The sequence below is a fragment of the Streptomyces sp. NPDC058662 genome (assembly GCF_042716255.1).
Lineage (GTDB): Bacteria > Actinomycetota > Actinomycetes > Streptomycetales > Streptomycetaceae > Streptomyces.
This window is the reverse complement of the sequence record NZ_JBHXRU010000055.1, coordinates 4,841-27,593: the sequence shown is the minus strand read 5'-3', so window position 1 is coordinate 27,593 and position 22,753 is coordinate 4,841. Positions and strand designations below refer to the sequence as shown.

The following is a 22,753-nucleotide window of genomic DNA, read 5'->3' as shown; positions in this document are numbered from 1 at the left end:
AGTAAGTAATGGGGAGAGCCATGTCCAGCAGCAGTCCGCAGCAGCGCCGCGGCAACACGCGGCAGCGCATCCAGGACGTCGCACTGGAACTCTTCGCAGAGCAGGGGTACGAGAAGACGTCGCTGCGCGAGATCGCGGAGCGGCTGGAGGTCACGAAGGCGGCGCTGTACTACCACTTCAAGACCAAGGAGGACATCCTCATCAGCCTCTTCCGCGACGTGACGCAGCCGATCGACGACCTGATCGCCTGGGCGGAGGGCCAGCCGCACACCCTGGAGACCAAGCGCGAGGTGCTGCGCCGGTACAGCGAGGCCATGGCGGCCGGGGCCTCCCTGTACCGCTTCATGCAGGAGAACCAGGCGACCACGCGCGAGCTGAGCATCGGCGAGACGGTGAAGGAGCGGCTGTTCCGGCTGGTGGAGCTGCTGCGCCAGGAGGACGGGCCGCTCACGGACCAGGTGCGGTGCATCAGCGCCCTGTTCACGCTGCACGCGGGGATGATGTTCCTGCAGCACGTGGAGGGCGACCCGGAGGAGACGCGGCAGGCGGCCCTGGAGGTCGCGACGGACCTGATCACGCAGGCGCACCGGGAGGACTGACGGGGGGCGGGGGGCGCGGGGGCTGCGGGGGCTGCCGGGGCTGCGGGAGCGGGCGGGGGGGCGGCGGCCCGACGGGCGATGTGCGGCAGCGACCGGCGACCGGGGCCGACGACATGCGAGGAGCTGGGAGGGCCGCTTGCCACCCGATCCGGGGGTTTGACGGCCGGATCGCTACTCTCGGTAATCTCTTCCGCTACGTTTGGTCATGCGCCCCGGCCATCAGGGCCGGGCGCCGCCAACCCCGTAGAGGACACCGCCATGAACGCCGAAGCCCGCCGCAGGACCACCGCCCGCGCCCCCCTAGCCATCCCCGCCGGCCAGCTGACGCCCTGGACCGCGCCCGGACGACACCCTCACCCGGTAGCCGATCCGCACCCGCAGTCATCGACGCCGACGGGCATGCAGTGGCACGCCCCGACGTGCACCGACCCACGGGACTCCGCACGGCAGCGCGGCGGCACGCCCCGGCGCCCACCACCCCCACCCTCCCGCACCCGGCCCATCCGGGGACGGGAGGACTCCGCGGCCCAGGACCCCCGGCGCGTCGGGATCGGCGTCGACCCGATTCCCGACGGCGACGGGAGCACCCGCCGGGGCGCCCCCTTGACGTCAGCCGAGCCGGCGTTCCTCCGCGGTGATGGGAACGTCGTTGATGCTGGCCTCACGGCGGCGCATCAATCCGTCGGGAGCGAATTCCCACTGCTCGTTTCCGTGGCTGCGCCACCACTGCCCCGCATGGTCGTGCCACTCGTACTCGAAGCGGACGGAGATGCGGTTGTCGGTGTAGGCCCAGAGCTCCTTGCGGAGCCGGTAGTCGAGCTCGCGCGCCCACTTCTCGGCGAGGAAGGAACGGATCTCGGCGCGGCCGGCGAGGAAGCGGTCGCGGTTGCGCCACCGCGAGTCCTCCGTATAGGCGAGGGCTACGCGTTCGGGGTCGCGGCTGTTCCACGCCTCCTCGGCGGCCCGCACCTTGGCCAGGGCGCTCTCCTCGGTGAAGGGCGGCAGGGGCGGGCGGGCTGCGCGCACGGCGGTCACGGCGGTCCTCTTCTCACACATCGGGAGAACGATCGTTCTCATCCTAGAGAACGCTCGTTCTCTCCGCAAGGGAACTGGATTACGCTGCGGGCATGGACGACGAAGAGGCCCGCGCCCGGCTGCTGGACGCCGCGGAGGCGCTGTTCTACGCGGACGGCATCCAGGCCGTCGGCATGGACCGCATCCGCGCGGAGTCGGGGGTCCCGCTCAAGCGGCTCTACCGGATCTTCCCCGCGAAGGAAGCGCTGCTCACCGCCTACCTGGAACGCCGCGACCGGCGCTGGCTGACGAGCCTGCGCGCGGCGACGGCCGGAGCCCCGGACCCGATAGCCGCAGTCTTCGACTGGCTGGCCGGCTGGTTCGCGGAGCCGGGCTTCCGGGGCTGCGCGTTCATGAACGCGTACGGCGAGCTCGCCACCGGGCCGGCGGGAGTGCTCGACGTCGTACGCCGCCACAAGGCGGAGCTGCGCGCCCTGCTGGCAGAACTGGCCGGTCCGGACGACGACCTGGCCGACCAACTGCTGATCCTGGTCGAGGGCGCCACGGCCGTGGCGGCCCTGGACCCGGGCCCCGCCCCGGCCCACCGGGCCGGCGCGGCGGCGGCGGTCCTCGCCGCTACTTCTCGCCGCTCCGCGGGAACGTGATCTCCACGCGCCGGTTCTTCTTGCGGCCCTCCTCCGTGGAGTTGTCCGCGATCGGATAGTCCTCGCTGTAGCCCCGGACGTCGAAGACGACATTCGGATCGGTGACGGTCTTGCCCAGCTCCGACTGCACGGCGTCCGCCCGCTTCTTGGACAGCTCCTTGCCGTGCTCGTAGCTGCCCTGGTCGTCGGTGAACCCGAAGACCCGCACGCGGGTCGCCTTCTGCTGGTTGATCTCGTTCCCGATGGCCTGGATCCGGGATGCCGCCTGGGCGTTGAAGACCGCGCTGTCCTCGGGGAAGAGCACCTCGGACTGCAGGGCCATCATGACGGTCTGGTTGGTCTCCTGCCGCCGCTGCTCCCCGCCGATGTCCTCGACGACCTCGACGAGATCGAGCACCTTGGGCGGCGCGAGCGTCCCGCCCTGCGGGAGCTTGAGGCGGGGCGAGTCCGGCTTGACGGCGACGGGCGCGGACGCCGACGGCTCGGTCCCCGGCGGCACGGACGGCGCGGGATCATCGGCGTGGGCGCTGCCCGTGCCCACGAAGTGGACGCCGGCTATGACGAGCCCGACGACTGCCGTTGCGGCGGTGGTGCGGCGAAGTGAGGTCATGGGGTCACCCGGAGATTTTGATGGTGGCCGTGGCAAAGGTCGGCAGACCGAACACGACCTCGGTCGTAGTGGTCGGCGGCGCGGGGAACTGGGCGAAGATGGGAACGCTTTCCCCGCTCTTCAGGAAAGTGAGCCCAGTGGTGCAGGCGCACCGCCCCTCGGTGTCACGCAGCACGAGGTACCGCTTCTTGCCGAGGGTATCGACCAGCGTGGCTCCCGCGACGGAGGCGGGACTCGCGGTCTTCTCCTCGCCACGCAGTGCCGCGATCTGGGAGAACACGGCGGAACCCCCGTTCTTGATCTGCCCGCTGACCGTGACGTAGCCATCGTGGTCACGCACGGCTGAGTTGATCTCCAGGACGACTCCGGACGGTCCCTGCGCGGTGGCGATCACCGTGAGGGGCTCCGAGCCCTTGTTCGCGGTCGGCGCGGGCTGCTGTGCCGCGCCGCCCTGGTCCTGGGAGGTGTCGGGCTTCTGCGGCTCCTGCGGCTTATCGTCGCCGCCACCGCATCCGGCCAGCGTGAGGGCCAAGGCCGCCGCAACCGCAACGGCCGCTCCCCTGCTGACCTTCACCGTCTGCCGCATGCTCATCTACGCCGCTTCCTTCATTCCTAGTCCGCTGTCAGTCGGCCAGTCGCACACTGAAGAGTTTCCTCGAAAGTTTGGACAACGACCCCGGGTTCGCGGGATCCAAGGTCACCACCGCTCCGCCCCGGCATCGAAAACCGACGGAGGCCGGAGGGCTCGTGGTACCCCCTCCGGGTGGTGTGCTCGCGGTGGGCGAAGGGCTGGGGGAGGGACTGACCGACGGCGTGGGCGCCGACCGCAGTGAACAGAGCGGCACGATTTCGGCCCGGGCCTCCGCCCGCGCCCGTGTTGTGTCGCTGGCCGGGATGACCGACTTCCCCACCGTGTCGTCGGTGAGGACCCTTACAGCGAATTCCCGGTCGCCCGGTGCGCATTGTGCGGTGGCACCGTTCAGTGCGGCGAACTCCACTGCCTTTGCGCAAGCCCCCGTCCCGGTGAGGCGGCCGCCTTCGACGATGGCCTCCCAATCCTCCGGAGTGAGAGCAAGAAGGTCCATTCCCACGAGCGCCTTGTCTCTGGCTTCGCGAGCGGCAGCGAGGGCCGCCGCATCGGCGGCCCCCTGCGCCTCACTGCGCGTGGCAGAAGCCATGCCGACGACGACGAAAGCGAGTGCGGCGAAGAGGAAGCCTGCTATCGCCACGATGTAGACGGGGAAGACCTGCCCCCTGTCGCGCGAGCCCACCTCGCCCATCAAGTGGTGATGTCCGCCAGGACGGCCGTGATGGCATTCGCGATGCTGTTCGCCAGACCGGAGCCCACGATCGCCGTGATGATCAGAGCGACGATCACGATGATGCCGAGGTACTCGAAGACCGTCTGGCCCTCGTCGGCGTTTCGGCGACCGCTCAGTCGGTCGCGCTGTTCGACGATCGCCTTGAGCAGCTTGTGATTCTGCATTGGAGTCCTCTCCAGGGCCGGCGCCGTAGTCGATTCGCGGACGGTACGGCCGGGCACCGGCAGGTGCAAAGGGTCCCGGGGCCCAATTACGGACCCACTGCGCATGCCGTCTACCCATGACCAGCCACCCCTGGACGGGCGGTTCCCAGCCAGCGGGCTATCGCCTCGCTGCGCGTGGTGCTCTGGAGCTTCGCGAAGATGCGGTTGATGTGGTTCTTGACCGTCTTCTCGCTGATGAAGCAGGTGGCTGCGATCTGCTGGTTGCTCATCCCGGACGCGATGAGATCCATGACCTCCTCCTCACGCGAACTCAGCCCGAACACCCTGTGGTTGGGAAGGCGCTCTGACGACTGTGCCACAGATCGTTGCGGATGCGAAGAGGCTCGGAGCTCCGCGAGGACCGCGGTCGCCGCCGTGGGGCTGAAGTGGGCGCGGCCGGCGTGGACGTCGCGGACGGCGGTGACCAGGTGGTCCGGGGTGAACTCGCCGTGCACCAGGTAGCCTCCGGCGCCGAGCAGCAGCGCCTCGCGGACGATGTGCGTCTCCTGGCTGTACGTCAGCATCAGCACGGGCGCGAGCTGGACGAGGTGGGGCAGGGCCGAGATGCCGTCCACGCCCGGCATGCGGACGTCGAGCAGTACCACGTCGGGGGCGTGCAGCCGGGTGAGGTGGATGGCCTCGCGGCCGTCCGCGGCCTGGGCCGCCACCTCGATGTCCGCCGCCGTGGACAGCAGGGCCGCCAGGCCCGCCCGGACCACCGGGTTGTCGTCGGCGATCACGACGCGCAGCGGCGTCACGCCCCCCTCCCGGCGGTGACGGCCGCGAGCGGCAGGGTGAGGCGGACCTGGGTGCCCGGGCCGGCGGCGCGGGCGCCGATACGGATACGGGCGCCCGCCGCGGTGGCGCGTTCCGTCATGCCGAGCAGGCCGAAGCGGCCCGCGCCACGCAGGGCCGGGAGGTCGACGGCCCCGGACAGGCCCCTGCCGTCGTCCTCGACCGTCAGCAGCAGGTCGGTGTCGTCGACGGCCAGCTCGACGGTGATCCGTAAGGCGTCCGCGTGCCGGCGGGCGTTCTCCACGGCCTCCGCGGCCACGGCCAGCAGGTGGCGCGCCACGGGTGCGGGCAGCTCCGGGACGACGCCGACCGTACGTACGTCGACCGGCGCAGCGCCGGAGGCGGCCGGGGTGCCGGAGGCCGGGGTGCACGCGGCCCTGGGTGCGGGCGCGGGCCCGGGGGCGGCCGGGACGCCGGGGACCGGGGCGACCGCGGCGCCAGGGGCGGGGGCGGCGCCAGGGGCGGGCGCGGCGCATAGGGCAGGCGCGGCCCCGGGGGCGGCCGCGGCGCCAGGGGCGGGGGCGACCGCGGCGCCGGGGGCGGGGGCAGCGCAGAGGGCGGGCGCGGCGCCGGGGGCCGGGGCGGTCGGAACGCCGGTGTCGGCGGCGAAGCGGGTGCGGAGTTCGTACGCGAGGGAGACCCCGGGTGCGTCCGCGTCTCGGCGCAGGTCCGCCAGGACCTCCCGGGACTCCGCCGCGGCGCGCCGGGCCGCGGCGGCGACCAGTTCGGCCTGTCGGCGTACCGCGGCGGGATCGCCGGTGCGCGCCAGAGCTTCCGCGGTCAGCGCCAGGCCGTGCAGGGTCTTGGCGACGGAGTCGTGCATCTCGCCGGCCAGGTGGTCCCGTTCGGCCTGGACCGCTTCGGCCACGGCCCGTTGGACCCGGGCGTCCGTCAGGATGTGGCCGGCCTCCCCGACCCGGCCGAGGAGGTCCCGCAGGCAGACCCCGGCCGCGCCCGCGAGCACGCAGAGCGCCGCCGCCGTCAGCGCCCCGGCGCTCCCCTGGCCGAGGGCTGCCACCACGGCGGCCTGGACGGCCGCGTAGACCGCCGCGCCGCGCCGGCCGTGCACCAGGCCGGCCAGGAGCGGGACGCACACCGCGGCGAGCCCGAGCGGCGACGCGGCCGTCGCGGCGAAGCCGAGCGGCCACTCGGCCGTCGCGGCGAAGCCGAGCGGCGACGCGGCCGTCGCGGCGAAGCCGAGCGGCGACTCGGGCGTCGCGGCGGCCAGGAGTGCCGTGCCGAGTGCCAGGTCCACCGCGAGCAGCCAGCGGTGGCGCGGGAGCAGCGGCCCGTACCGCTCCCCGTCGCGGAAGAGGGCGTAGGAGAGCGTGAAGGCGAGCAGGACGGTCCCGCCCACCAGGTACAGCGGTGGGCCGCTCGCGGTGCGGCTCAGCACCGGCGGGGCGCCGAGCGCGATCAGCACGAGGCGGAGCGCGCACACCTGGCGGCACAGCACCTGGACGGCGTTCGCCCGCAGAGCGTTGTTCCGCGGGGTGTCGGTCTGCAAGGCCTCGGCCGCGACGGCGAGCGGCGCCCGCCATCCGCGGGCCGCCGTCCAACCGGGCGGGGTGGTCGTACCGGTGGTGTCCAGCGGGACGGCCATGGCTCACCCGCCCCCGAACAGGGCGCCGAAGTCGACGTCCGCGCCGTACACGAACCCGCCGATCAGCAGGATCATCGTGCCGGGCAGCATGAACATCGTCACGGCGAGGGTGGCTTTCGGCACGGCGCGGGCGGCCCGGCGGCGGGCGTTCTGGGCGTCGGTGCGGCGCATGTCCTCGGCGATCGCGATCAGCGTCTCGACGATCGGGGAGCCCAGTTCCTCGCCCTGCTGGAGCGCGGTGACGAACTGCGCGACCTGTTCGGAGTCGTTGCGCCGGCGCAGCTCGTCGAAGGCCTGGCGGCGGCTGACGCCCATGGTCATCTGCTGCAGCGTGATCCGGATCTCGTCGGACCAGGGCCCCTCGTACTTGTCCGCGACGCGCTCCAGCGCCGGCCGGAAGCCGAGTCCGGCGCTCACCACCACCGCGAGCACGTCCAGGAAGTCGGGCAGGGTCCGTTCGATGTGGTCGCGCCGGATCCGGATCGCCGACCAGAGGCCGGCCTCGATCCAGAAGAAGCCGAACGCGACCATGAGCAGGGCCAGGACCAGCTGGCCGTTGAGCAGCATCGAGACGGCGCCGAGCGCGCCGAGGAAGGCGTACACGGCGCGGCGCGCGGCGTAGCGGTCGATGGTGAGGCCGGACGGATTGCCGGCGGTGTCGATCTGGCGCCGTTTGCGCGCCACCCGGTCGGGGCCCATCAGGCGCAGGACGAGCGGCGCGTAGCGGATGCCGGCGCGGTCGACGAGGGAGCCGACCGCTGTCGTGCGGGTGGCGCCGACCTCCAGGGCCAGGGCCAGGTCGGTGGGGAGCTTGATGTCGGCGCGGTAGAGCCGGATGCCGTGGAAGGCACCGAGCACCGATGCGGCCAGGGCCAGGGCCAGGAGCAACGCGATCACACCGGCCTCCTCAGACGTCGATCTTGGACAGGCGGCGGATGAGGACGAAGCCGACGGCGAAGAGCCCGAGCGCGACCAGGACGGCGCTCTGCCCGACGACGGAGCCGGTCATGCGGTCCAGGGCGCCCGGCATCATCGAGTCCACGAGCAGCAGCGAGCCGAACCCGAGTACGGGGACCAGGTACGCCGTCACCGTCACCTGGGACAGCTGCGTGCGGATCTCCCGCCGGGTCTCCTTGCGCTGCTCCAGCGTCACCGTGAGGTTGCGCAGGCTGTCCACGATGGCGCCGCCCGCGCGGGCGGACAGGACGAGGGTGGAGACCAGGACGACGAGTTCCCGCGACGGCAGGCGTTCGGCGATCTCGCCGAGCGCCTCCTCGATGGAGTGCCCGACGGCGAGCCGGTCGGCCACCCGGGCCAGTTCCTCGCCGGCGGGGGCTTCGAGTTCCTCGGCGGCCATCCCGATGGCCGTGCGCAGGGCGAGGCCGGCCTGGGTGGCGTTGGCGAGGATGCGGGCCAGGTCGGGGAGCTGGTTGACGAACCGGTCGGTGCGCCGGGCCCGCTGCCAGTTGAGGAAGGCGTTCGCCGCCCACAGGCCGATCAGGCCGGCCACCGGGCCGAAGAACGGGGCCAGGAAGGAGGAGGCGATCAGCCATATCCCGGCGACGGCGGCCACCATGTACACGAAGAACTCGCCGACGGTCAGGTCCAGTCCCGTGACCGCGAGTTTGAGGCCGATGCGGCGACCGAGCGCGGTCGTGCGCAGCCGCCGGTCCACCGCCCGGAAGCGGCGCCGGCGGCCGGGTGCGTCGGGGGCGCCGCTGGCCGTGAGGCGTTCGATGAGCGCGGCGCGCTGGGCGCGGCCGGCCGCGTACGCCCGGAGGCCGAGGACCAGCAGGACGCAGGCCAGCAGTGTGGCGCCGAGGGTGAGCAGGATCAGTGGGTTCACAGGGCGGTCCGGGTGATGCGGGCGGTCAGCGGGTCGTCCGGCGCGACGCCGAAGGCCTGCGGGATCGGCTGGTTGTTCATGTACAGGCGGTCGGCGAGGGTGCGGGGCAGCGGGTAGTGGGCGAAGTGGCCGTAGACGCGCCCGTCCGCCGCCATGGGCTGGGCAGCGAAGCGGCAGACGGTGGTGATCCGGAACGGCTCGCGGCCGTGGGATTCCAGGACGGATATCTCCGTGACCCGGCGTGAGCCGTCGCCGAAGCGGGTGAGCTGGACGACGATGTCGACGGCGCTGTTGATCTGGTCCTGGAGCGCTTCGAAGGGGATCTCTACCTCCGACATGGAGGCGAGGGTCTGCAGGCGCATCAGGGCGTCCGTGGAGCTGTTGGCGTGCACGGTGGCGAGTGAGCCGTCGTGGCCGGTGGACATGGCCTGGAGCATGTCGAGGGTCTCGCCGCCGCGGACCTCGCCGACGATGATGCGGTCGGGGCGCATGCGCAGGGAGTTGCGTACGAGGTCGCGGATGGTGATCTGTCCCTTGCCCTCCACGTTGGGCGGGCGGGATTCGAGGCGGATGACGTGCGCCTGCTGGAGTTGGAGCTCCGCGGAGTCCTCGATGGTGATGATGCGCTCGCCCTCCGGGATGAGTCCGGACAGCGCGTTGAGGAGCGTGGTCTTGCCGGTGCCGGTGGCGCCCGAGACGATCACGTTCGTCTTGGCCGCGACGAGCCCCGACAGCAGGAGGAGCATCTGCTCGTCGAGGGTGCCGAGGCCGATCATCTCGTGCAGGGTGAAGGCGCGCGGGAAGCGGCGGATGGTGAGCGTCGCGCCGGTCAGGGAGAGCGGCGGGATGATGACGTTGACGCGCTCGCCGCTGGGCAGCCGGGCGTCGACCATGGGGTTGGCCTCGTCCACCCGGCGGTTGACGGTGGACACGATGCGCTCGATGGTCTGCATCAGCTGGTCGTGCGAGGCGAAGCGCAGCGGGAGCTGCTCCACCCGGCCGGCCCGCTCGACGAAGATCTGGTCCGGGCCGTTGACCATGATCTCGGAGATCGAGGGGTCTTCGAGGAGTGGTTCGAGCACGCCGAGGCCGAGGGCCTCGTCGACCACGCGGCGGATCAGCTGCGCCCGCTCGACGGTGGACAGGACCGGGCCCTCGCGGCTGATGATGTGGCCCAGTACGCGCTCCAGGCGCGCCCGGCGCTCGGCGGGTGCGAGGGCCGACATCTCGGCGAGGTCGATCTCCTCCAGCAGCTTGGCCCGGTACGAGGAGACCAGGCGGCCGTCCTCGCGCGGGTTGTGGCGGTCGTCGGGGGTGTTGACCCGGGAACGCAGGCTCATGGTCCGGTCACCTCGGGTCGTCGTCGGGCATGATGGCGGTCCGCTCGGCCCGGCCGTCGCCGACGCCGGGCACGATGGACTTGATGCTGATGGTCACCGTCACCCTGACGGTGTCCCCGGGCTTGCTGATGTCGATGGTCGTGCGGCCGCTGAGGTCCCCGCGGATCGCGGCCAGACCCGCCGCCCGTCCGGCGTCGGGCTCGCGGGCCTCCACGCGGGCGGCGGTGCGCGCCGCCGTGCCGGCCTGTTCCACCACGTACGCGGCCCAGCCCAACTGGATGGCGCAGAGGGCGACGAGCATCAGGACGGGCAGGAATCCCAGGTACTCCAGCGCCACCTGGCCGCGGTCGCGCGCGGCGACGGCGGAGCTCCACTTCCCGCATCGGGGCCGGGGCTGGGGTCGGGGTCGGTTCATGTCACTCCTGCTCCTTCGCCGCTCCGCCGTGGCCGTCGATGCGCAGGCCGGTGTCGAGTCCGGGGACGAGCACGGGGACCCGCAGCGAGACCTCGGCCTTGTAGAGGTTGCCGGCCGGCCCGCAGCTGACCCGTACGCTCCAGGCGGACCCGATGTGCTCCTTGGCCGCGGCGTCGCACTCGGCGGCGCCGTGGACGGCTCCCGCACGCGCCGCCTCGTCCGCCGCGTTGCCCGCGAGGGAGAAGGCGTAGCCGATCAGGACGCCCTCCCAGACGGCGGCCACGAGGAGCAGGATCAGCGGCAGCATGCCGACGAACTCGATCGCCACCTGCCCCCGGTCCCCACCGCGGCCGGGTCGGCCCGCGGATCCGTCCGCCGGTGCGCTCGCGGGCATCGCTCAGCCCTCCCGGCCGCGCCGCAGGCGGGCCACCGGTCCCGGGCCGCGGACCGCCAGGGCGGCGCCCGGGGCGGTGGCGTCGGGGGCGGTGAGCAGGCCGAGTTCGCCCGCCAGGGCCCACAGGGCCTGCTTCACCGTGGAGCGGTTGTCCAGGTCCTGGACCCGGCCGGCGTCCACGACGGCCTGGAGCTCCTTGAAGGCGGCGGGCACCGGGGTGCGCGTGGCTCGCGTCTTGGTGATCTTCTCGATGAGGGCGGGCTGGATCTCGGTGTGCTTGCTCCAGCGGTTGACGACCATCGCGGTGTCCTCCGGTTTGCGTACCTGGAGCCGTTCCCACATCCGCACCAGCCGCTTCGCCGCCCGTACGGCGACCACGTCCGGGGTGGTGACCAGCACCGCCACGTCCGCCGTCTCCACGGCGGCGGCGTTGGCTCCGGTCACCTGGGTGCCGCAGTCGACGACGACGAGCTCGTAGCGGCTCCGCAGGGCTCCCAGGATGTGGCGGGCGGCCCGTTCGTCGACCTCCTCGCCGCGTTCGCCCTCGGCCGGGGCGAGGAGCAGCGCCAGCCCGGTGCGGTCCTCGTAGACCGCGTCCTGGAGGACCCGGGGGGAGATGTCCTGGATGCCGGCGAGGTCGACGACGGAGCGTCCGAAGCGCACGTCGAGGTACGAGCCCACGTCCCCGGCCTGGAGGTCCATGTCGACGAGGGCGGTACGCCGCCCCGACGCGGCCGCGGCAAGGGCGAACTGGACGGCGGTGAAGGTGGTGCCCACGCCCCCCTTGGCCCCGGAGACGGTGACCACCCGTCCGCCCGGGCCGGCGGGTACGTCGGGCCCCCGCCCCAGGTGGCGGCGTACGCCCACGGACCACTGGGCGGCGGCCTGGACGCGCGCGGCGAGCTCCTCGTAGGCCAGCGGGATGCCGATCAGGCCCCGCGCCCCGGAGTCCATCGCGGCGGAGAAGACGGCGGGGCCCGCGTCCGAGGAGAGCAGTACGACGCCGACGGCCGGGAAGCGCAGGGCGATCTCGCGGACCAGCTCCAGGGCGGGCAGCGGGCCGACCCGCTCGTGGACCAGGACGACCTCGGGGAGGTCGTCGATCGACTGCGCCGCCAGCCGGGCCAGGGTGTCGAGCAGGGTGGTGGAGTCGGGCACCGGGGCGGCGGGTTCGGCCTCGGGGAGCCGGCCGGTCAGGGCGGCGACGGCGCGGGCGGCGTCGGGGTCGCCGACCGCCGGGAGGATTCGGGTGGTCATCCGCGCCTCACTTGTCCCCGTCGAGGGTGTACGTGCGCTCGTTCGGGCCGGGCGCCGAGTCGGTGCCGGGGGCCACCAGGGCCAGCCGTACGTGCTCCGCGAAGGACTCGGCGTAGGCGACGCGCTGGGTGTCCTTGGTGTTCAGGGCGAAGGTGATCGGGACGGCCTCGGCGGGGCCCTCCTTGTCGCTGTCCTTCTCCAGTGCCGTGAGCTTGCCGACGCCGAGGACCCGGGCGTTGGCGACGATGATCACCGACCGGGACGGGTCGGTGTCCTTGGCGCCCTTGAAGGTGGCGATGATGTTGACCTTGGCCCCGGAGGTGATCTTGCCCGCCACGCCTGTCGCGGCGTCGATCATGATGGCGATCTCCTGCTCACCGGGCTGGAGCTGGGGCCGGTCGACGACCATGTCGCTCTGGAGCAGGGAGCCCTTCTTCAGGGTGGTCAGCGCGATCTTGTCCTTGAGGGACCCGAGGTCGGTGACGGCGGTCTCGGAGAGCCAGCGCCTCGGGATGGTGACCTCCTCGAACTGCGCGGCGGTCAGCGGGCCGTACGGCGCTATGTCGGCCTTGGCGCGGTAGGCGACGACCTCGGACCCGACCTTGGAGTTGACGTCGCCGATCACCACGAGGACTCCGGCGAAGGCCCCGAGGGCGCACAGGACCGACAGGAGCAGAAGGATGACGCCGCGGCGCTGGCGTGAGTTCATGGGCCGTACTACCTCGCCGTTCTTCGTTCGTTCGTACGTTCGGGCCGGTCAGGGTCTGGATCGGGCGGCGCTCGCCGGCGGAGCCGGCGGGGGCGGTGCGGAGAGCGGCGCGGCGCAGAAGCCGCAGCGGTCGCCGATGAGTTCGAGGCCGCACCAACGGCACTCCTCGCGGCGGACCGAGGCGACGAGCTGGTGGAGGACGGAGGGGTCCGGGATGCCGGCCGCGAACTCGACCAGCTTCGGCGTGCCCCACCAGCCGGGCGAGTCGGCCGGCAGCGGGTTCTCCATGACCCCCTGCACCTGCCAGGCGGACGCCAGTTCGGCGGCGACCCAGTCGGAGGCGAGCTGCCCCCGCGCGAAGGTGAGGTGGGTGGCGAACGCGGGGCCGGCCGGCAGGGCGCCGCCGGCGTGGGCGCCCGCGCCGCCGAGCCGGGTGACCTGGGGCTCGGGGTGGGCGAGCACGGCGAACTGCGCGGTCGGCGACCAGGACCGGGCATGCGCCTTGAGGCCGACCGGGACCCGGTCGAGCTTGGCGACCGAGCCCAGCAGCGCGCCGGCGTGGATGTAGTGGGTGAGCAGCCGGGCCGCGGCCGCCACCACTCCGGGGCTGAAGTCGCAGACGCTGAGCTGGCGCAGCTGACGTACCAGCAGCGCAGTGGCGAGCGGCGGCAGGTCGGTGGTGAGGAGCGCGATCCGGCCGGTTTCCAGGATGGCCCGTACGGTGTGCAGCCGCTGGACGGTGGCGCGGGGCAGCCAGTCGGGCACGACCGCTACCAGGTGGCCGTGGCGCTCCAGCAGGGCGCTGGTCTCGGCGAGCGCGCCCTCCAGGTCGAGCTCACCGGGCGGGTGCAGGAGGACCGCCCCGGGCGTGTGCCGGTCGGGGGCCGGGAGGATCAGGTCTGCGCTGGTGACAGCGATGGCGGCCGGCACGCGAATCCCCCTGTTCACCCCATGGCGCCGCGGTCGCCGCTCCCCCGGCTGCCGCCGGGAGGTCGCACCCGCTCGTCATGTGCCCACGACATGCCCGTCCGGTGCCCGTCGCGCACGCGCACGCACGGCGCGGGCGCAGAACGATCGACATCCCCGGCGACCGCCGGGAGGTGCCCCCACCCCTTGCTCCAGCACCATATCCGCGTCGTCCCTGACAGGGCAGGGCCTTGCCGATTCCCGTGCCGACGGCACATGTCACAGGTGGCCAAAAACCCGGACAACAAGGATGCGGCAATCGAGCATTTCAAGCCACTTCGCGAAGAGTCTTGACAGCGGGATTGGTCTGGACCAACTTGGCTTCCGAGCACCCCACTTGCTCGTCCCACCTCCTTCCTCCCCCCACCGGAGCCTCAGTGAAACGCATACGCTCCCTCGTCCTGCCCCTCGCCGCCGTCCTCGCCACCGGGGGCCTGACCGCCCTCGCGACCGGTACGGCACAGGCCGCGGACGTCAACGTCGCCCGCAACGGCGGCTTCGAGTCCGGCCTCGCCAACTGGTCGTGCACCGGCGGAAGCGGAGCTTCCGTCAGCTCGCCGGTGTACGCCGGGGCCGGCGCCCTCCGGGCCACCCCCGCCGGCTCCGACAACGCGCGCTGCAGTCAGACCGTCACGGTCAAGCCGAACTCGACGTACACGCTGAGCACGCAGGTGCAGGGCAGCTACGTGTACCTCGGCGCGACCGGCACCGGCACCCAGGACGTGTCGACCTGGACCCCCGGCTCCGGATCCGGCTGGCAGAAGCTCTCCACCACCTTCTCCACCGGCCCCAGCACCACCCAGGTCACCGTCTACACGCACGGCTGGTACGGCCAGCCCGGCTACGTGGTGGACGATTTCAGCGTCTTCGGCCCCGACGGCGGCGGCGGCACCGACCCCGGCCCGGGCATCCCCGGCGCTCCCGCCGGGACCGCCGTTTCCGGCCAGAGCCCGACCGGGCTCACCCTTTCGTGGAACGCCGTCGGCGGCGCCACCGGCTACCACGTCCACCAGGACGGCGTGCGGGTCCAGACCGTCACCCAGGCCTCCGCCCAGATCACCGGGCTCACCGCCGCCACCTCGTACTCCTTCCAGGTGAGCGCGTTCAACGCCGCGGGCGAGGGCCCCAGGTCGGCCGCGGTCACGGGGACCACGACCGGCGGCGGCAACGGGCCGAACCCCTCGGTCCCCAAGCACGCCCTGACCGGCTACTGGCAGAACTTCAACAACGGCGCGACCGTCCAGAAGCTCTCCGACGTGTCCGCGCAGTACGACATCATCGCCGTCTCCTTCGCCGACGCCACGCCCACTCCGGGCGCCATCTCCTTCACCCTGGACTCCGCCGGCCTCGGCGGCTACACCGTCCCGCAGTTCAAGGCCGACATCGCCGCCAAGAAGGCCGCCGGCAAGTCGGTCATCCTCTCCATCGGCGGCGAGAAGGGCACCATCTCGGTCAACGACTCCGCCTCCGCGACCAACCTGGCCAACTCGGCCTGGGCGCTGATGCAGGAGTACGGCTTCACCGGCGTCGACATCGACCTGGAGAACGGCCTCAACCCGACCTACATGACCCAGGCCATGCGCGCGCTGTCGCAGAAGGCGGGGCCCTCGCTGGTCATCACCATGGCCCCGCAGACCATCGACATGCAGTCCACGCAGGGCGGCTACTTCCGGACGGCGCTCAACATCCAGGACATCCTGACCGTCGTCAACATGCAGTACTACAACAGCGGCTCGATGAACGGCTGCGACGGCAAGGTGTACTCCCAGGGCTCGGTGGACTTCCTCACCGCGCTGGCCTGCATCCAGCTGGAGGGCGGGCTCGACCCCTCCCAGGTGGGCATCGGCGTACCGGCCTCCCCGAGCGGCGCGGGCAGCGGCTACGTGTCCCCGACCATCGTGAACAACGCGCTGGACTGCCTGACCCGGGGTACGGGCTGCGGATCGTTCAAGCCGTCGAAAACCTACCCGGGGCTGCGCGGTGCGATGACCTGGTCGACCAACTGGGACGCCAAGGCGGGTCACGCCTGGTCCAACGCGGTGGGTCCCAAGGTCCACAGCCTTCCCTAGGCGGTAGGTGTGGGGGTGGCCGGTTCGGGCCGGTCGGCAGATCGGGTCCTTGACCGGGACATGCCACGAGAGCACGCTGTGCGCGTCCGCACGGCTACCCCCACACTCCCCACCCAGGAGAACGCATGCGGCTCCACACCCGCCGGAGGGCCGCCGTCACGGCGGCCCTGCTGGCACTCGCGCTGGGCGCACCCGCCTACGGCATGAGTGCCACGGCCTCCCCACCCGCCGTCCCCTCGACCGCCACCCAGGACGAGGCCCTCGTCCAGTACCGGATCCACGGCCCCTCCACGGCCGCCGACCGCACCGCCCTGCTCAGCACCGGCGTGTCCATCGACGAGGTGGACGACCACACCGTCGTCGTCAGCGCCGACCCCATGCAGGCCCGGGAACTGCGCGCGCGGGGCTACACGCTCGCCGCCCTCCCCGGCCCGCCGGACCGCTCCCTGCCCGGGATCGCGGCCGGCACCATGGACTTCCCCTCGGCCGACTCCCGTTACCACAACTACGCCGAGGCCAGCGCGGAGATCGACCAGCGCATGGCCCAGTACCCCGGGATCATGAGCAAGCGGGTCATCGGGAAGTCGTACCAGGGCCGCGACCTCTTCGCGATCAAGATCAGCGACAACGTCGCCACCGACGAGGCCGAGCCCGAAGTGCTCTTCACCGCGCACCAGCACGCGCGCGAGCACCTGACCGTGGAGATGGCCCTGTACCTGCTCAAGGAGTTCGGCGCCAAGTACGGCACGGAGTCCCGGGTCACCAACGCGATCAACAGCCGCGAGATCTGGATCATCCCGGACCTCAACCCGGACGGCGGCGAGTACGACATCGCCACCGGCTCCTACCGCTCCTGGCGCAAGAACCGCCAGCCCAACTCCGGCTCCTCCTATGTCGGCACCGACCAGAACCGGAACTGGAACTACAAGTGGGGCTGCTGCGGCGGCTCCAGCGGCAGCAAGAGCTCCGAGACCTACCGCGGCACGGCCCCCGAGTCGACGCCCGAGGTGAAGGTCGTCTCGGACTTCGTCCGCAGCCGGGTGGTCGGCGGCAAGCAGCAGATCAAGGCCTCGATCGACTTCCACACCTACAGCCAGCTGGTGCTCTGGCCCTTCGGCTGGACGTACAACGACACCGCGCCCGGGCTGACCGCCGACGACCTCGCCGTGTTCAAGAAGATCGGCACGGGCATGGCGGCGAGCAACGGCTACACCCCGGAGCAGTCGAGCGACCTGTACATCACCGACGGGACGATCGACGACTGGCTGTGGGGCAGCCAGAGGATCTTCGCCTACACCTTCGAGATGTACCCGGCCAGCTCGGCCGGCGGCGGCTTCTACCCGCCCGACGAGGTGATCGACCGCGAGACCTCGCGCAACAAGGAGGCCGTGCTCCAGCTGCTGGAGAACGCGGACTGCATGTACCGCTCGATCGGCAAGGAAGCGCAGTACTGCGCCTAGCCGCGAGCCGTACGGGGGCGCCCCACCGCCAGGGGGGCGCCCCGCCGGCGTGTCTCAGCCGAGGACGGCGAGGGCGTCGATCTCGACGAGCAGCCCCGCCGGGAGACCGACGTACACCGTGGTCCGGGCGGCCGGGGCCTCCTTGAGGCCCTGCTGCTCGAAGTAGGCGTTGTAGACGCCGTTCATCTCGGCGAAGTGCCCCGTGTCCGTCAGGTAGACGCGGATCATCATCACGTCGTCCCAGCCCGCGCCGCCGGCCTCCAGGACGGAGCGGACGTTCTCCAGCGTCTGGAGGGTCTGCTCGCGCAGCGTCGGCCCCGCCGGGGTGGGCGGCTGCCCGTCGACGTGCGGCAGGAAACCGACCTGGCCGGCCACCTGCAGGATGTTCCCCTTGCGGACGCCGTGCGAGAACCTCGCGGGCGGCACGGTGTGCGTCTCGGGGGTGATGGCGGTCTTCTCGGTCACGGCGTGCCGTCCTTCGGTGCGGAGGAGGGAGGGAGGCCGGGCGCGGAGCCGGAGTACTCCCGGGTGATGGTGTCGGCGGTGCGCAGGACCCGGGGCAGCAGTTCCAGCAGCCCCTCGGCGCTGACGACCACGTTCGGCGCGGAGACCGACAGCGCGGCGGCGACCCGCCCGTCCGGGCCGCGAACCGGCGCGCCCAGGCAGTTGATGGACTCCTCGTGCCCGCCGAGGTCGGTGGCCCAGCCCTGGGCCCGGACCAGGTCCAGCTCGCGGAGGAACGCGTCGGCGTCCGGGGTCGAACGGGCGGTGTAACGCGGGTACTCCACCCGGTGGGCCAGGGCCAGCCGCTCGGGTTCGGGAAGGTCCGCGAGGAGCAGCTTGGCGACGGCGGCGACCGTGAGGGGCACGGGCTTGCCGATGCGGGAGTACATCCGGACGGGGTAGCGGCTGTCGACCTTGTCGATGTAGACCACCTCGTCGTCCTGATGCAGGGCCAGGTGCACGGTGTGGCCGGTGGCCCGGTTCAGCTCGACGAGGTGCGGGTGCGCGATCTCCCGGACGTCCAGGTTCTCGACGGCCTCGGCGGCGAGCGCGAAGAGCTGCGCACCGAGGCGGTAGCGGCCGTCGGGCTGGCGGTAGACGAACCCGTGCTCGTGCAGGGTGCGCAGCAGGCGCAGCGCGGTGCTCTTGTGCACGCCGAGCTCCTCGGCCACCGTTCCCAGTCCGGCGGGCCCGCGGGCCAGCAGCGGCAGGATCCCGAGGGCGCGTTCCACCGACTGGCTCATGCGGTCCCTTCCCTACGGTCGCGACGGACCCGGCCCGGTCGCCGCCCCGCCCCCGGAGCCGCTGCCGGAACCGGGCGCGTTGACCCGCCGTCTTCCGGGATGTTAGACAGCACGCAGCGGCGTACGCAACGGCAGTTGCGCACGCCGCAACACACCCGCACCCCCGGGAGGCACCCGCATGGCCAGCGACCCCGTCCAGGCACTCGCCGAGGAACCGGTCGACCACCGGTTCAAGGGCCTCCCCCCGGACGCCCAGGCGCAGGGCCTCACCGTCGGCGCCCTCGCCACGCAGCGCCGGGACCTGTACACCGGCGGTTTCACCACCCCCGTACTGACCCTCGACGCGGACGCGCTGGAGCACAACCTCGCCGCCCTCGGCGCCTACGCGGCCCGCCACGACCTCGCCTTCGCCCCGCACGGCAAGACCTGCATGGCCCCCCAGCTCTTCCGCCGCCAGTTGGAGCACGGCGCGTGGGGCATCACCGCCGCCGTCCCCCACCAGGTCCGCGTCTACCGCGCCTTCGGCATCCAGCGGATCTTCCTCGCCAACGAGCTCGTCGACGCCGCCGCCCTGCGCTGGGTCGCCGCCGAGCTCGCCGCCGACCCCGGCTTCCGCTTCGTCTGCTACGTCGACTCCGTGCGCGGGGTCGAGCTGATGGACCGCGCCCTGCGCGGCGCGCCGGCCCGCGTCGACGTGGTCGTCGAGCTCGGCGCCGGCGAGGGAGCCCGTACCGGGGCCCGGACCGAGGACGACTGCCGCGCCGTGGCCGACGCCGTGGCCGGGGCCGCAGCCCTGCGCCTCGTCGGTGTCGCCGGGTACGAGGCCGAGGTCCCCGACGCCGACCCGGCCCGCGTCCTGGCCTACCTGCGCCGGCTCACCGCGCTCGCCGTCGCCTTCGACAAGGACGGGCGGTTCGCCGGGGACCTGGAGGAGATCGTCGTCAGCGCCGGCGGCTCGGCCTGGTTCGACGCCGTCGCCGACGTCTTCGCCGAGCTCCCCGAGCTGTCCCGGCCCACCCTGCGGCTGCTGCGCTCCGGCGCGTACGTCTCGCACGACCACGGCTGGTACACCCGCCTGACGCCCTTCAACCGGCACCCGCAGGAGGGTGTCCTGCGCCCCGCGTTCCGCCTCTGGACCCAGGTCGTCTCGCGCCCCTCCCCCACCCAGGCCTTCGTCAACGCCGGCAAGCGCGACATCGCCTACGACCTGGGCCTGCCCGAGGTCGAGCTGGTCCGATCCGCCGACGAGGACGGCGGCGGGGGCGGGAGCGAGCGGCCCGCCGGCGGCGTCCGCGTGGTCAAGCTGTCCGACCAGCACGCCTGGCTGGAGACCGACTCCGCAGACGACCTGAGGGTCGGCGACTGGGTGGCGCTCGGCATGTCCCACCCCTGCACCATCTTCGAGAAATGGCCGCTGATCCCGGTCGTGGAGGCCGACGGCACGGTCACCGACTACGTCCGCACCTTCTTCTAGGCCGCCGGCGTGGACCTGGTCATCCGCGGGGCCCGCGTCGTCGACGGCACGGGCGGGCCCTCGTACACCGCCGACGTGGGCGTCCACGAGGGCCGGATCCACGCCATCGGCGCGCTGCCGGGCGGGCGGACCACCCTCGACGCGGACGGCCTCGCGCTGGCGCCCGGCTTCGTCGACATGCACGCGCACAGCGACCTCGCCCTGCTCCGCGACCCGGACCACAGCGCGAAGGCCGCCCAGGGCGTGACCCTCGAAGTCCTGGGCCAGGACGGCCTGTCGTACGCGCCCGCCGACGACCGCACCCTGGCCGGGGTGCGGGCGGCCATCGCGGGCTGGAACGGCCCCGGCGACGACATCGACTTCGACTGGCGCACGGTCGGCGGCTACCTCGACCGGCTGGACCGCGCCCACGGCGGCCGCGGCATCGCCGTCAACGCCGCCTACCTGGTCCCGCAGGGCACCGTCCGCGCGTACGCCGTCGGCTGGGACGACCGCCCCGCCTCGGCCGCGGAGCTGGACCGGATGCGGCGGCTGGTCGCCGAGGGCCTGGCCCAGGGGGCCGTCGGCATGTCCTCCGGCCTCACCTACACGCCCGGCATGTACGCCTCCGGCAGTGAACTGACCGAGCTGTGCCGGGTGGTGGCCCGGTACGGCGGCTACTACTGCCCCCACCACCGCTCGTACGGCCGGGACGCGCTGGCCGCCTACGCGGAGATGGTCCGGCTGGCCCGCGAGGCCGGCTGCGCACTGCACCTCGCGCACGCCACCATGAACTTCGGCGAGAACGAGGGCCGCGCCCCCGAGCTGCTGTCCCTGCTGGACGCCGCGCTGGCGCAGGGCGCCGACCTCACCCTCGACAGCTACCCGTACACCCCGGGCTGCACCACCCTGGTCGCCCTGCTGCCCAGTTGGGCGAACGAGGGCGGTCCGGAGGCGGTCCTGGCCCGGCTGCGCGACGACGCCGACGCGGAGCGGATCCGGTACGCGCTGGAGGTGGAGGGTGCGGACGGCTGCCACGGCGTCCCCGTGGACTGGTCGACCGTCGAGATCTCGGGCGTCGGCGACCCCGCGTTCGCGGGACACGTCGGCACCCGCGTGGACGGCTGGGACACCGCCCGGCGGCTGCTGCTCGGCGACCGGCTCGCGCCGACGATCCTGCAGCACGTCGGGCACGAGGCGAACGTCCGCGCGATCATGCGCCATCCCGTCCACACGGGCGGCTCGGACGGCATCCTCCAGGGCGCGAAGCCCCATCCGCGCGCGTACGGCACCTTCCCCCACTACCTCGGGCACTACGTGCGCGAACTGGGCGTGCTCTCCCTGGAGGAGTGCGTCGCCCACCTCGCGGGGCGCCCGGCGGCCCGCCTGCGGCTGCCCGACCGGGGGCTGGTGCGGGTCGGACACCGCGCCGACCTGGTCCTCTTCGACCCGCTGACGGTCGCGGCCGGGTCGACGTACGCGCATCCGCGCGCACTGCCCGCCGGCATCCCGCACGTGCTGATCGACGGTCGGTTCGTCATACGGGACGGACGCCGCACGGACGTGCTCGCCGGGCGCTCCGTACGCCGCACGCCCGTCCGCATATGACATTTACGATGGTCGGCATGGTCGCCTTCGCCGTTCCCGCCCTGCTTTTCCTGGCTTTCTGCGTCAGCGCGCGAAGGGACCGCCGCGGCTTCCGCAACGCCGTCCTCTTCGGCCTGACCTTCGTCACACTGTCCTTCGCCGTGCTCCTCCAGGTGGCCGCGCTGCCGCACTGGGCGGCCATGGCGGTCGTCCTGCTGGTCTTCGCCGTCCCCACCCTGGGGATCCTGTCGCTGGGCATGTTCCTGGTCTCCAACGGGGTGACGATGGTGCGCAAGGAGGGCGCCCGGCCGCCGAACCTGCTGTCGCTTGCCGCGGGGCTCGGCATCTTCGGGATGATCGCGCTGCTGCTCCTGGTGGGCCGGTTCGGCTCCACGGTCGCGAACGGCATCGCCGCGACCCTGACCCTGGTCGTCGCCTACGTCTCGTTCGTCTTCCTGTGCTTCCTCGGGTACGCCTACCTCTACGGCCGCATCAAGGTGCGCGGCGACGTCGACTACGTGGTGCTGCTGGGCTCGGGCCTGGTCGGCGGGGACCAGGTGCCGCCGCTGCTGGCCTCGCGGCTGGACAAGGGGCAGCGGATCTACGAGGCGCAGCTGGCCCGGGGCGGCCGGCCGCCGGTGCTCCTCGCCTCGGGCGGCAAGGGCTCGGACGAGAAGGTGCCCGAGGCGCGGGCGATGGCGGACTGGCTGATCGCGCGAGGGGTCCCGGCGGAGCACGTCCGGCTGGAGGACAGCTCGCGCACGACGGAGGAGAACATGCTGTTCTCCCGCGAGCTGATGCTCGCGGACGACCCGGGCTACCGGTGCGTGGTGGTCACCAACAACTTCCACGCCTTCCGGGCCGCGATGATGGCCCGCAAGACCGGGGTCAACGGACAGGTGCTCGGTTCGCCGACGGCGCGGTACTTCTGGCCGAGCGCCACCATCCGCGAGTTCGTCGCCGTGTTCTGGGAGCACCGGACCGTCAACCTGGGGATCTGCGGGCTGCTGGTGGTCCTCGGCGGGCTGGCCACGGCCCTCGCCTGAGCCCCTTGCGGGGTCGTGGCGCGTGGCGCGGGGGCGTTGCGTGGCGCGTGATCTGCGGCGGTGGCGCCGTCGCGCGGCGGTGGGGGGGCAGGGGGGCGCCCCGCCGGGGCGAGCCGGCCGCGCCCCGTCAAGGGGAACGTCACAAGGCCGACG

24 protein-coding genes are annotated in these 22,753 nt (G+C 72.6%); 7 read left to right on the top strand and 17 right to left on the bottom strand.

Going from position 1 to position 22,753, the window contains the following annotated elements; genetic code table 11:
- Positions 1-20: 20 nt before the first annotated feature.
- Positions 21-599, top strand: coding sequence for a TetR/AcrR family transcriptional regulator (locus tag ACFWUQ_RS19900; protein WP_384539499.1), 579 nt, complete (start codon positions 21-23; stop codon positions 597-599).
- 609 nt (positions 600-1,208) lie between these two features.
- On the opposite strand, the gene ACFWUQ_RS19895 is transcribed toward ACFWUQ_RS19900, so the two are convergent.
- Positions 1,209-1,655 (bottom strand): nuclear transport factor 2 family protein, encoded by a 447-nt coding sequence (locus ACFWUQ_RS19895; RefSeq protein WP_384539497.1) that lies wholly within the window; start codon positions 1,653-1,655, stop codon positions 1,209-1,211.
- 71 nt (positions 1,656-1,726) lie between these two features.
- Here ACFWUQ_RS19895 and ACFWUQ_RS19890 point away from each other — a divergent pair, with 71 nt between their 5' ends.
- The gene (locus ACFWUQ_RS19890; RefSeq protein WP_384539495.1) at positions 1,727-2,278 is read left to right on the top strand and encodes a TetR/AcrR family transcriptional regulator; all 552 of its coding nucleotides are present in this window, start codon (positions 1,727-1,729) and stop codon (positions 2,276-2,278) included.
- Here the strand turns inward: ACFWUQ_RS19890 and ACFWUQ_RS19885 are convergent.
- The 14 genes from ACFWUQ_RS19885 to ACFWUQ_RS19820 all read right to left on the bottom strand — a co-directional run bounded on the left by ACFWUQ_RS19885 (position 2,250) and on the right by ACFWUQ_RS19820 (position 13,702).
- A complete protein-coding gene (locus ACFWUQ_RS19885) occupies positions 2,250-2,888 on the bottom strand; it encodes an OmpA family protein (RefSeq protein ID WP_384539492.1) in 639 nt (212 codons plus the stop codon). The two genes, ACFWUQ_RS19890 and ACFWUQ_RS19885, sit on opposite strands and share 29 nt — an antisense overlap.
- Positions 2,889-2,892: 4 nt before the next feature.
- Positions 2,893-3,480, bottom strand: a complete 588-nt coding sequence (locus tag ACFWUQ_RS19880) for a hypothetical protein (protein ID WP_384539490.1) — start codon at positions 3,478-3,480, stop codon at positions 2,893-2,895.
- Positions 3,481-3,511: 31 nt separating this feature from the next.
- Positions 3,512-4,168 (bottom strand): pilus assembly protein TadG-related protein, encoded by a 657-nt coding sequence (locus tag ACFWUQ_RS19875; protein WP_384539487.1) that lies wholly within the window; start codon positions 4,166-4,168, stop codon positions 3,512-3,514.
- Positions 4,168-4,374: a hypothetical protein gene (locus ACFWUQ_RS19870; RefSeq protein ID WP_384539484.1), complete on the bottom strand. Its 207-nt coding sequence runs from the start codon at positions 4,372-4,374 to the stop codon at positions 4,168-4,170. Before ACFWUQ_RS19870 ends, ACFWUQ_RS19875 begins: the two co-directional genes overlap by 1 nt.
- Positions 4,375-4,484: 110 nt before the next feature.
- The gene (locus ACFWUQ_RS19865) at positions 4,485-5,171 is read right to left on the bottom strand and encodes a response regulator (RefSeq protein ID WP_384539481.1); all 687 of its coding nucleotides are present in this window, start codon (positions 5,169-5,171) and stop codon (positions 4,485-4,487) included.
- The gene (locus tag ACFWUQ_RS19860; RefSeq protein WP_384539479.1) at positions 5,168-6,811 is read right to left on the bottom strand and encodes a sensor histidine kinase; all 1,644 of its coding nucleotides are present in this window, start codon (positions 6,809-6,811) and stop codon (positions 5,168-5,170) included. The genes ACFWUQ_RS19865 and ACFWUQ_RS19860 overlap by 4 nt, the downstream gene beginning before the upstream one ends.
- A 3-nt stretch (positions 6,812-6,814) precedes the next feature.
- Positions 6,815-7,705: a DUF5936 domain-containing protein gene (locus tag ACFWUQ_RS19855; protein WP_384539538.1), complete on the bottom strand. Its 891-nt coding sequence runs from the start codon at positions 7,703-7,705 to the stop codon at positions 6,815-6,817.
- Between the two features lie 13 nt (positions 7,706-7,718).
- Complete coding sequence (locus ACFWUQ_RS19850) at positions 7,719-8,657, bottom strand: type II secretion system F family protein (RefSeq protein ID WP_384539478.1); 939 nt, start codon at positions 8,655-8,657, stop codon at positions 7,719-7,721.
- On the bottom strand, positions 8,654-9,997 hold the full coding sequence (locus ACFWUQ_RS19845; RefSeq protein ID WP_384539475.1) for a CpaF family protein: 1,344 nt from the start codon (positions 9,995-9,997) through the stop codon (positions 8,654-8,656). The genes ACFWUQ_RS19850 and ACFWUQ_RS19845 overlap by 4 nt, the downstream gene beginning before the upstream one ends.
- Positions 9,998-10,004: 7 nt before the next feature.
- The gene (locus ACFWUQ_RS19840) at positions 10,005-10,412 is read right to left on the bottom strand and encodes a TadE/TadG family type IV pilus assembly protein (protein WP_384539472.1); all 408 of its coding nucleotides are present in this window, start codon (positions 10,410-10,412) and stop codon (positions 10,005-10,007) included.
- Position 10,413: 1 nt separating this feature from the next.
- On the bottom strand, positions 10,414-10,806 hold the full coding sequence (locus ACFWUQ_RS19835) for a TadE/TadG family type IV pilus assembly protein (RefSeq protein ID WP_384539469.1): 393 nt from the start codon (positions 10,804-10,806) through the stop codon (positions 10,414-10,416).
- A gap of 3 nt (positions 10,807-10,809) precedes the next feature.
- Positions 10,810-12,063 carry a CpaE family protein gene (locus ACFWUQ_RS19830; protein WP_384539467.1) on the bottom strand — a complete coding sequence of 418 codons (1,254 nt, stop codon included), beginning with the start codon at positions 12,061-12,063 and terminating at the stop codon, positions 10,810-10,812.
- 7 nt (positions 12,064-12,070) lie between these two features.
- Positions 12,071-12,772, bottom strand: coding sequence for a Flp pilus assembly protein CpaB (gene cpaB / locus ACFWUQ_RS19825; RefSeq protein ID WP_384539464.1), 702 nt, complete (start codon positions 12,770-12,772; stop codon positions 12,071-12,073).
- Positions 12,773-12,820: 48 nt separating this feature from the next.
- Positions 12,821-13,702, bottom strand: coding sequence for a hypothetical protein (locus ACFWUQ_RS19820; RefSeq protein WP_384539461.1), 882 nt, complete (start codon positions 13,700-13,702; stop codon positions 12,821-12,823).
- Positions 13,703-14,115: 413 nt separating this feature from the next.
- Here ACFWUQ_RS19820 and ACFWUQ_RS19815 point away from each other — a divergent pair, with 413 nt between their 5' ends.
- Entirely contained in the window at positions 14,116-15,807 is a 1,692-nt protein-coding gene (locus ACFWUQ_RS19815; protein ID WP_384539458.1) for a chitinase, read from the top strand.
- 125 nt (positions 15,808-15,932) lie between these two features.
- Positions 15,933-17,267 (top strand): M14 family metallopeptidase, encoded by a 1,335-nt coding sequence (locus ACFWUQ_RS19810; RefSeq protein WP_384539455.1) that lies wholly within the window; start codon positions 15,933-15,935, stop codon positions 17,265-17,267.
- A 54-nt stretch (positions 17,268-17,321) separates the two neighbouring features.
- Here ACFWUQ_RS19810 and ACFWUQ_RS19805 read toward each other — a convergent pair whose 3' ends face one another.
- Complete coding sequence (locus tag ACFWUQ_RS19805; protein ID WP_384539452.1) at positions 17,322-17,732, bottom strand: RidA family protein; 411 nt, start codon at positions 17,730-17,732, stop codon at positions 17,322-17,324.
- Entirely contained in the window at positions 17,729-18,514 is a 786-nt protein-coding gene (locus ACFWUQ_RS19800) for an IclR family transcriptional regulator (RefSeq protein ID WP_384539449.1), read from the bottom strand. The genes ACFWUQ_RS19805 and ACFWUQ_RS19800 overlap by 4 nt, the downstream gene beginning before the upstream one ends.
- Before the next feature lie 178 nt (positions 18,515-18,692).
- Here ACFWUQ_RS19800 and ACFWUQ_RS19795 point away from each other — a divergent pair, with 178 nt between their 5' ends.
- Genes ACFWUQ_RS19795 through ACFWUQ_RS19785 form a run of 3 tightly spaced genes read left to right on the top strand, consistent with a single transcriptional unit; the run spans position 18,693 to position 22,600 of the window.
- Positions 18,693-19,988 carry an alanine racemase gene (locus tag ACFWUQ_RS19795; RefSeq protein ID WP_384539447.1) on the top strand — a complete coding sequence of 432 codons (1,296 nt, stop codon included), beginning with the start codon at positions 18,693-18,695 and terminating at the stop codon, positions 19,986-19,988.
- 9 nt (positions 19,989-19,997) lie between these two features.
- Positions 19,998-21,575 (top strand): amidohydrolase family protein, encoded by a 1,578-nt coding sequence (locus ACFWUQ_RS19790; protein ID WP_384539444.1) that lies wholly within the window; start codon positions 19,998-20,000, stop codon positions 21,573-21,575.
- 17 nt (positions 21,576-21,592) lie between these two features.
- Complete coding sequence (locus tag ACFWUQ_RS19785) at positions 21,593-22,600, top strand: YdcF family protein (RefSeq protein WP_384539441.1); 1,008 nt, start codon at positions 21,593-21,595, stop codon at positions 22,598-22,600.
- Positions 22,601-22,753: the final 153 nt, after the last annotated feature.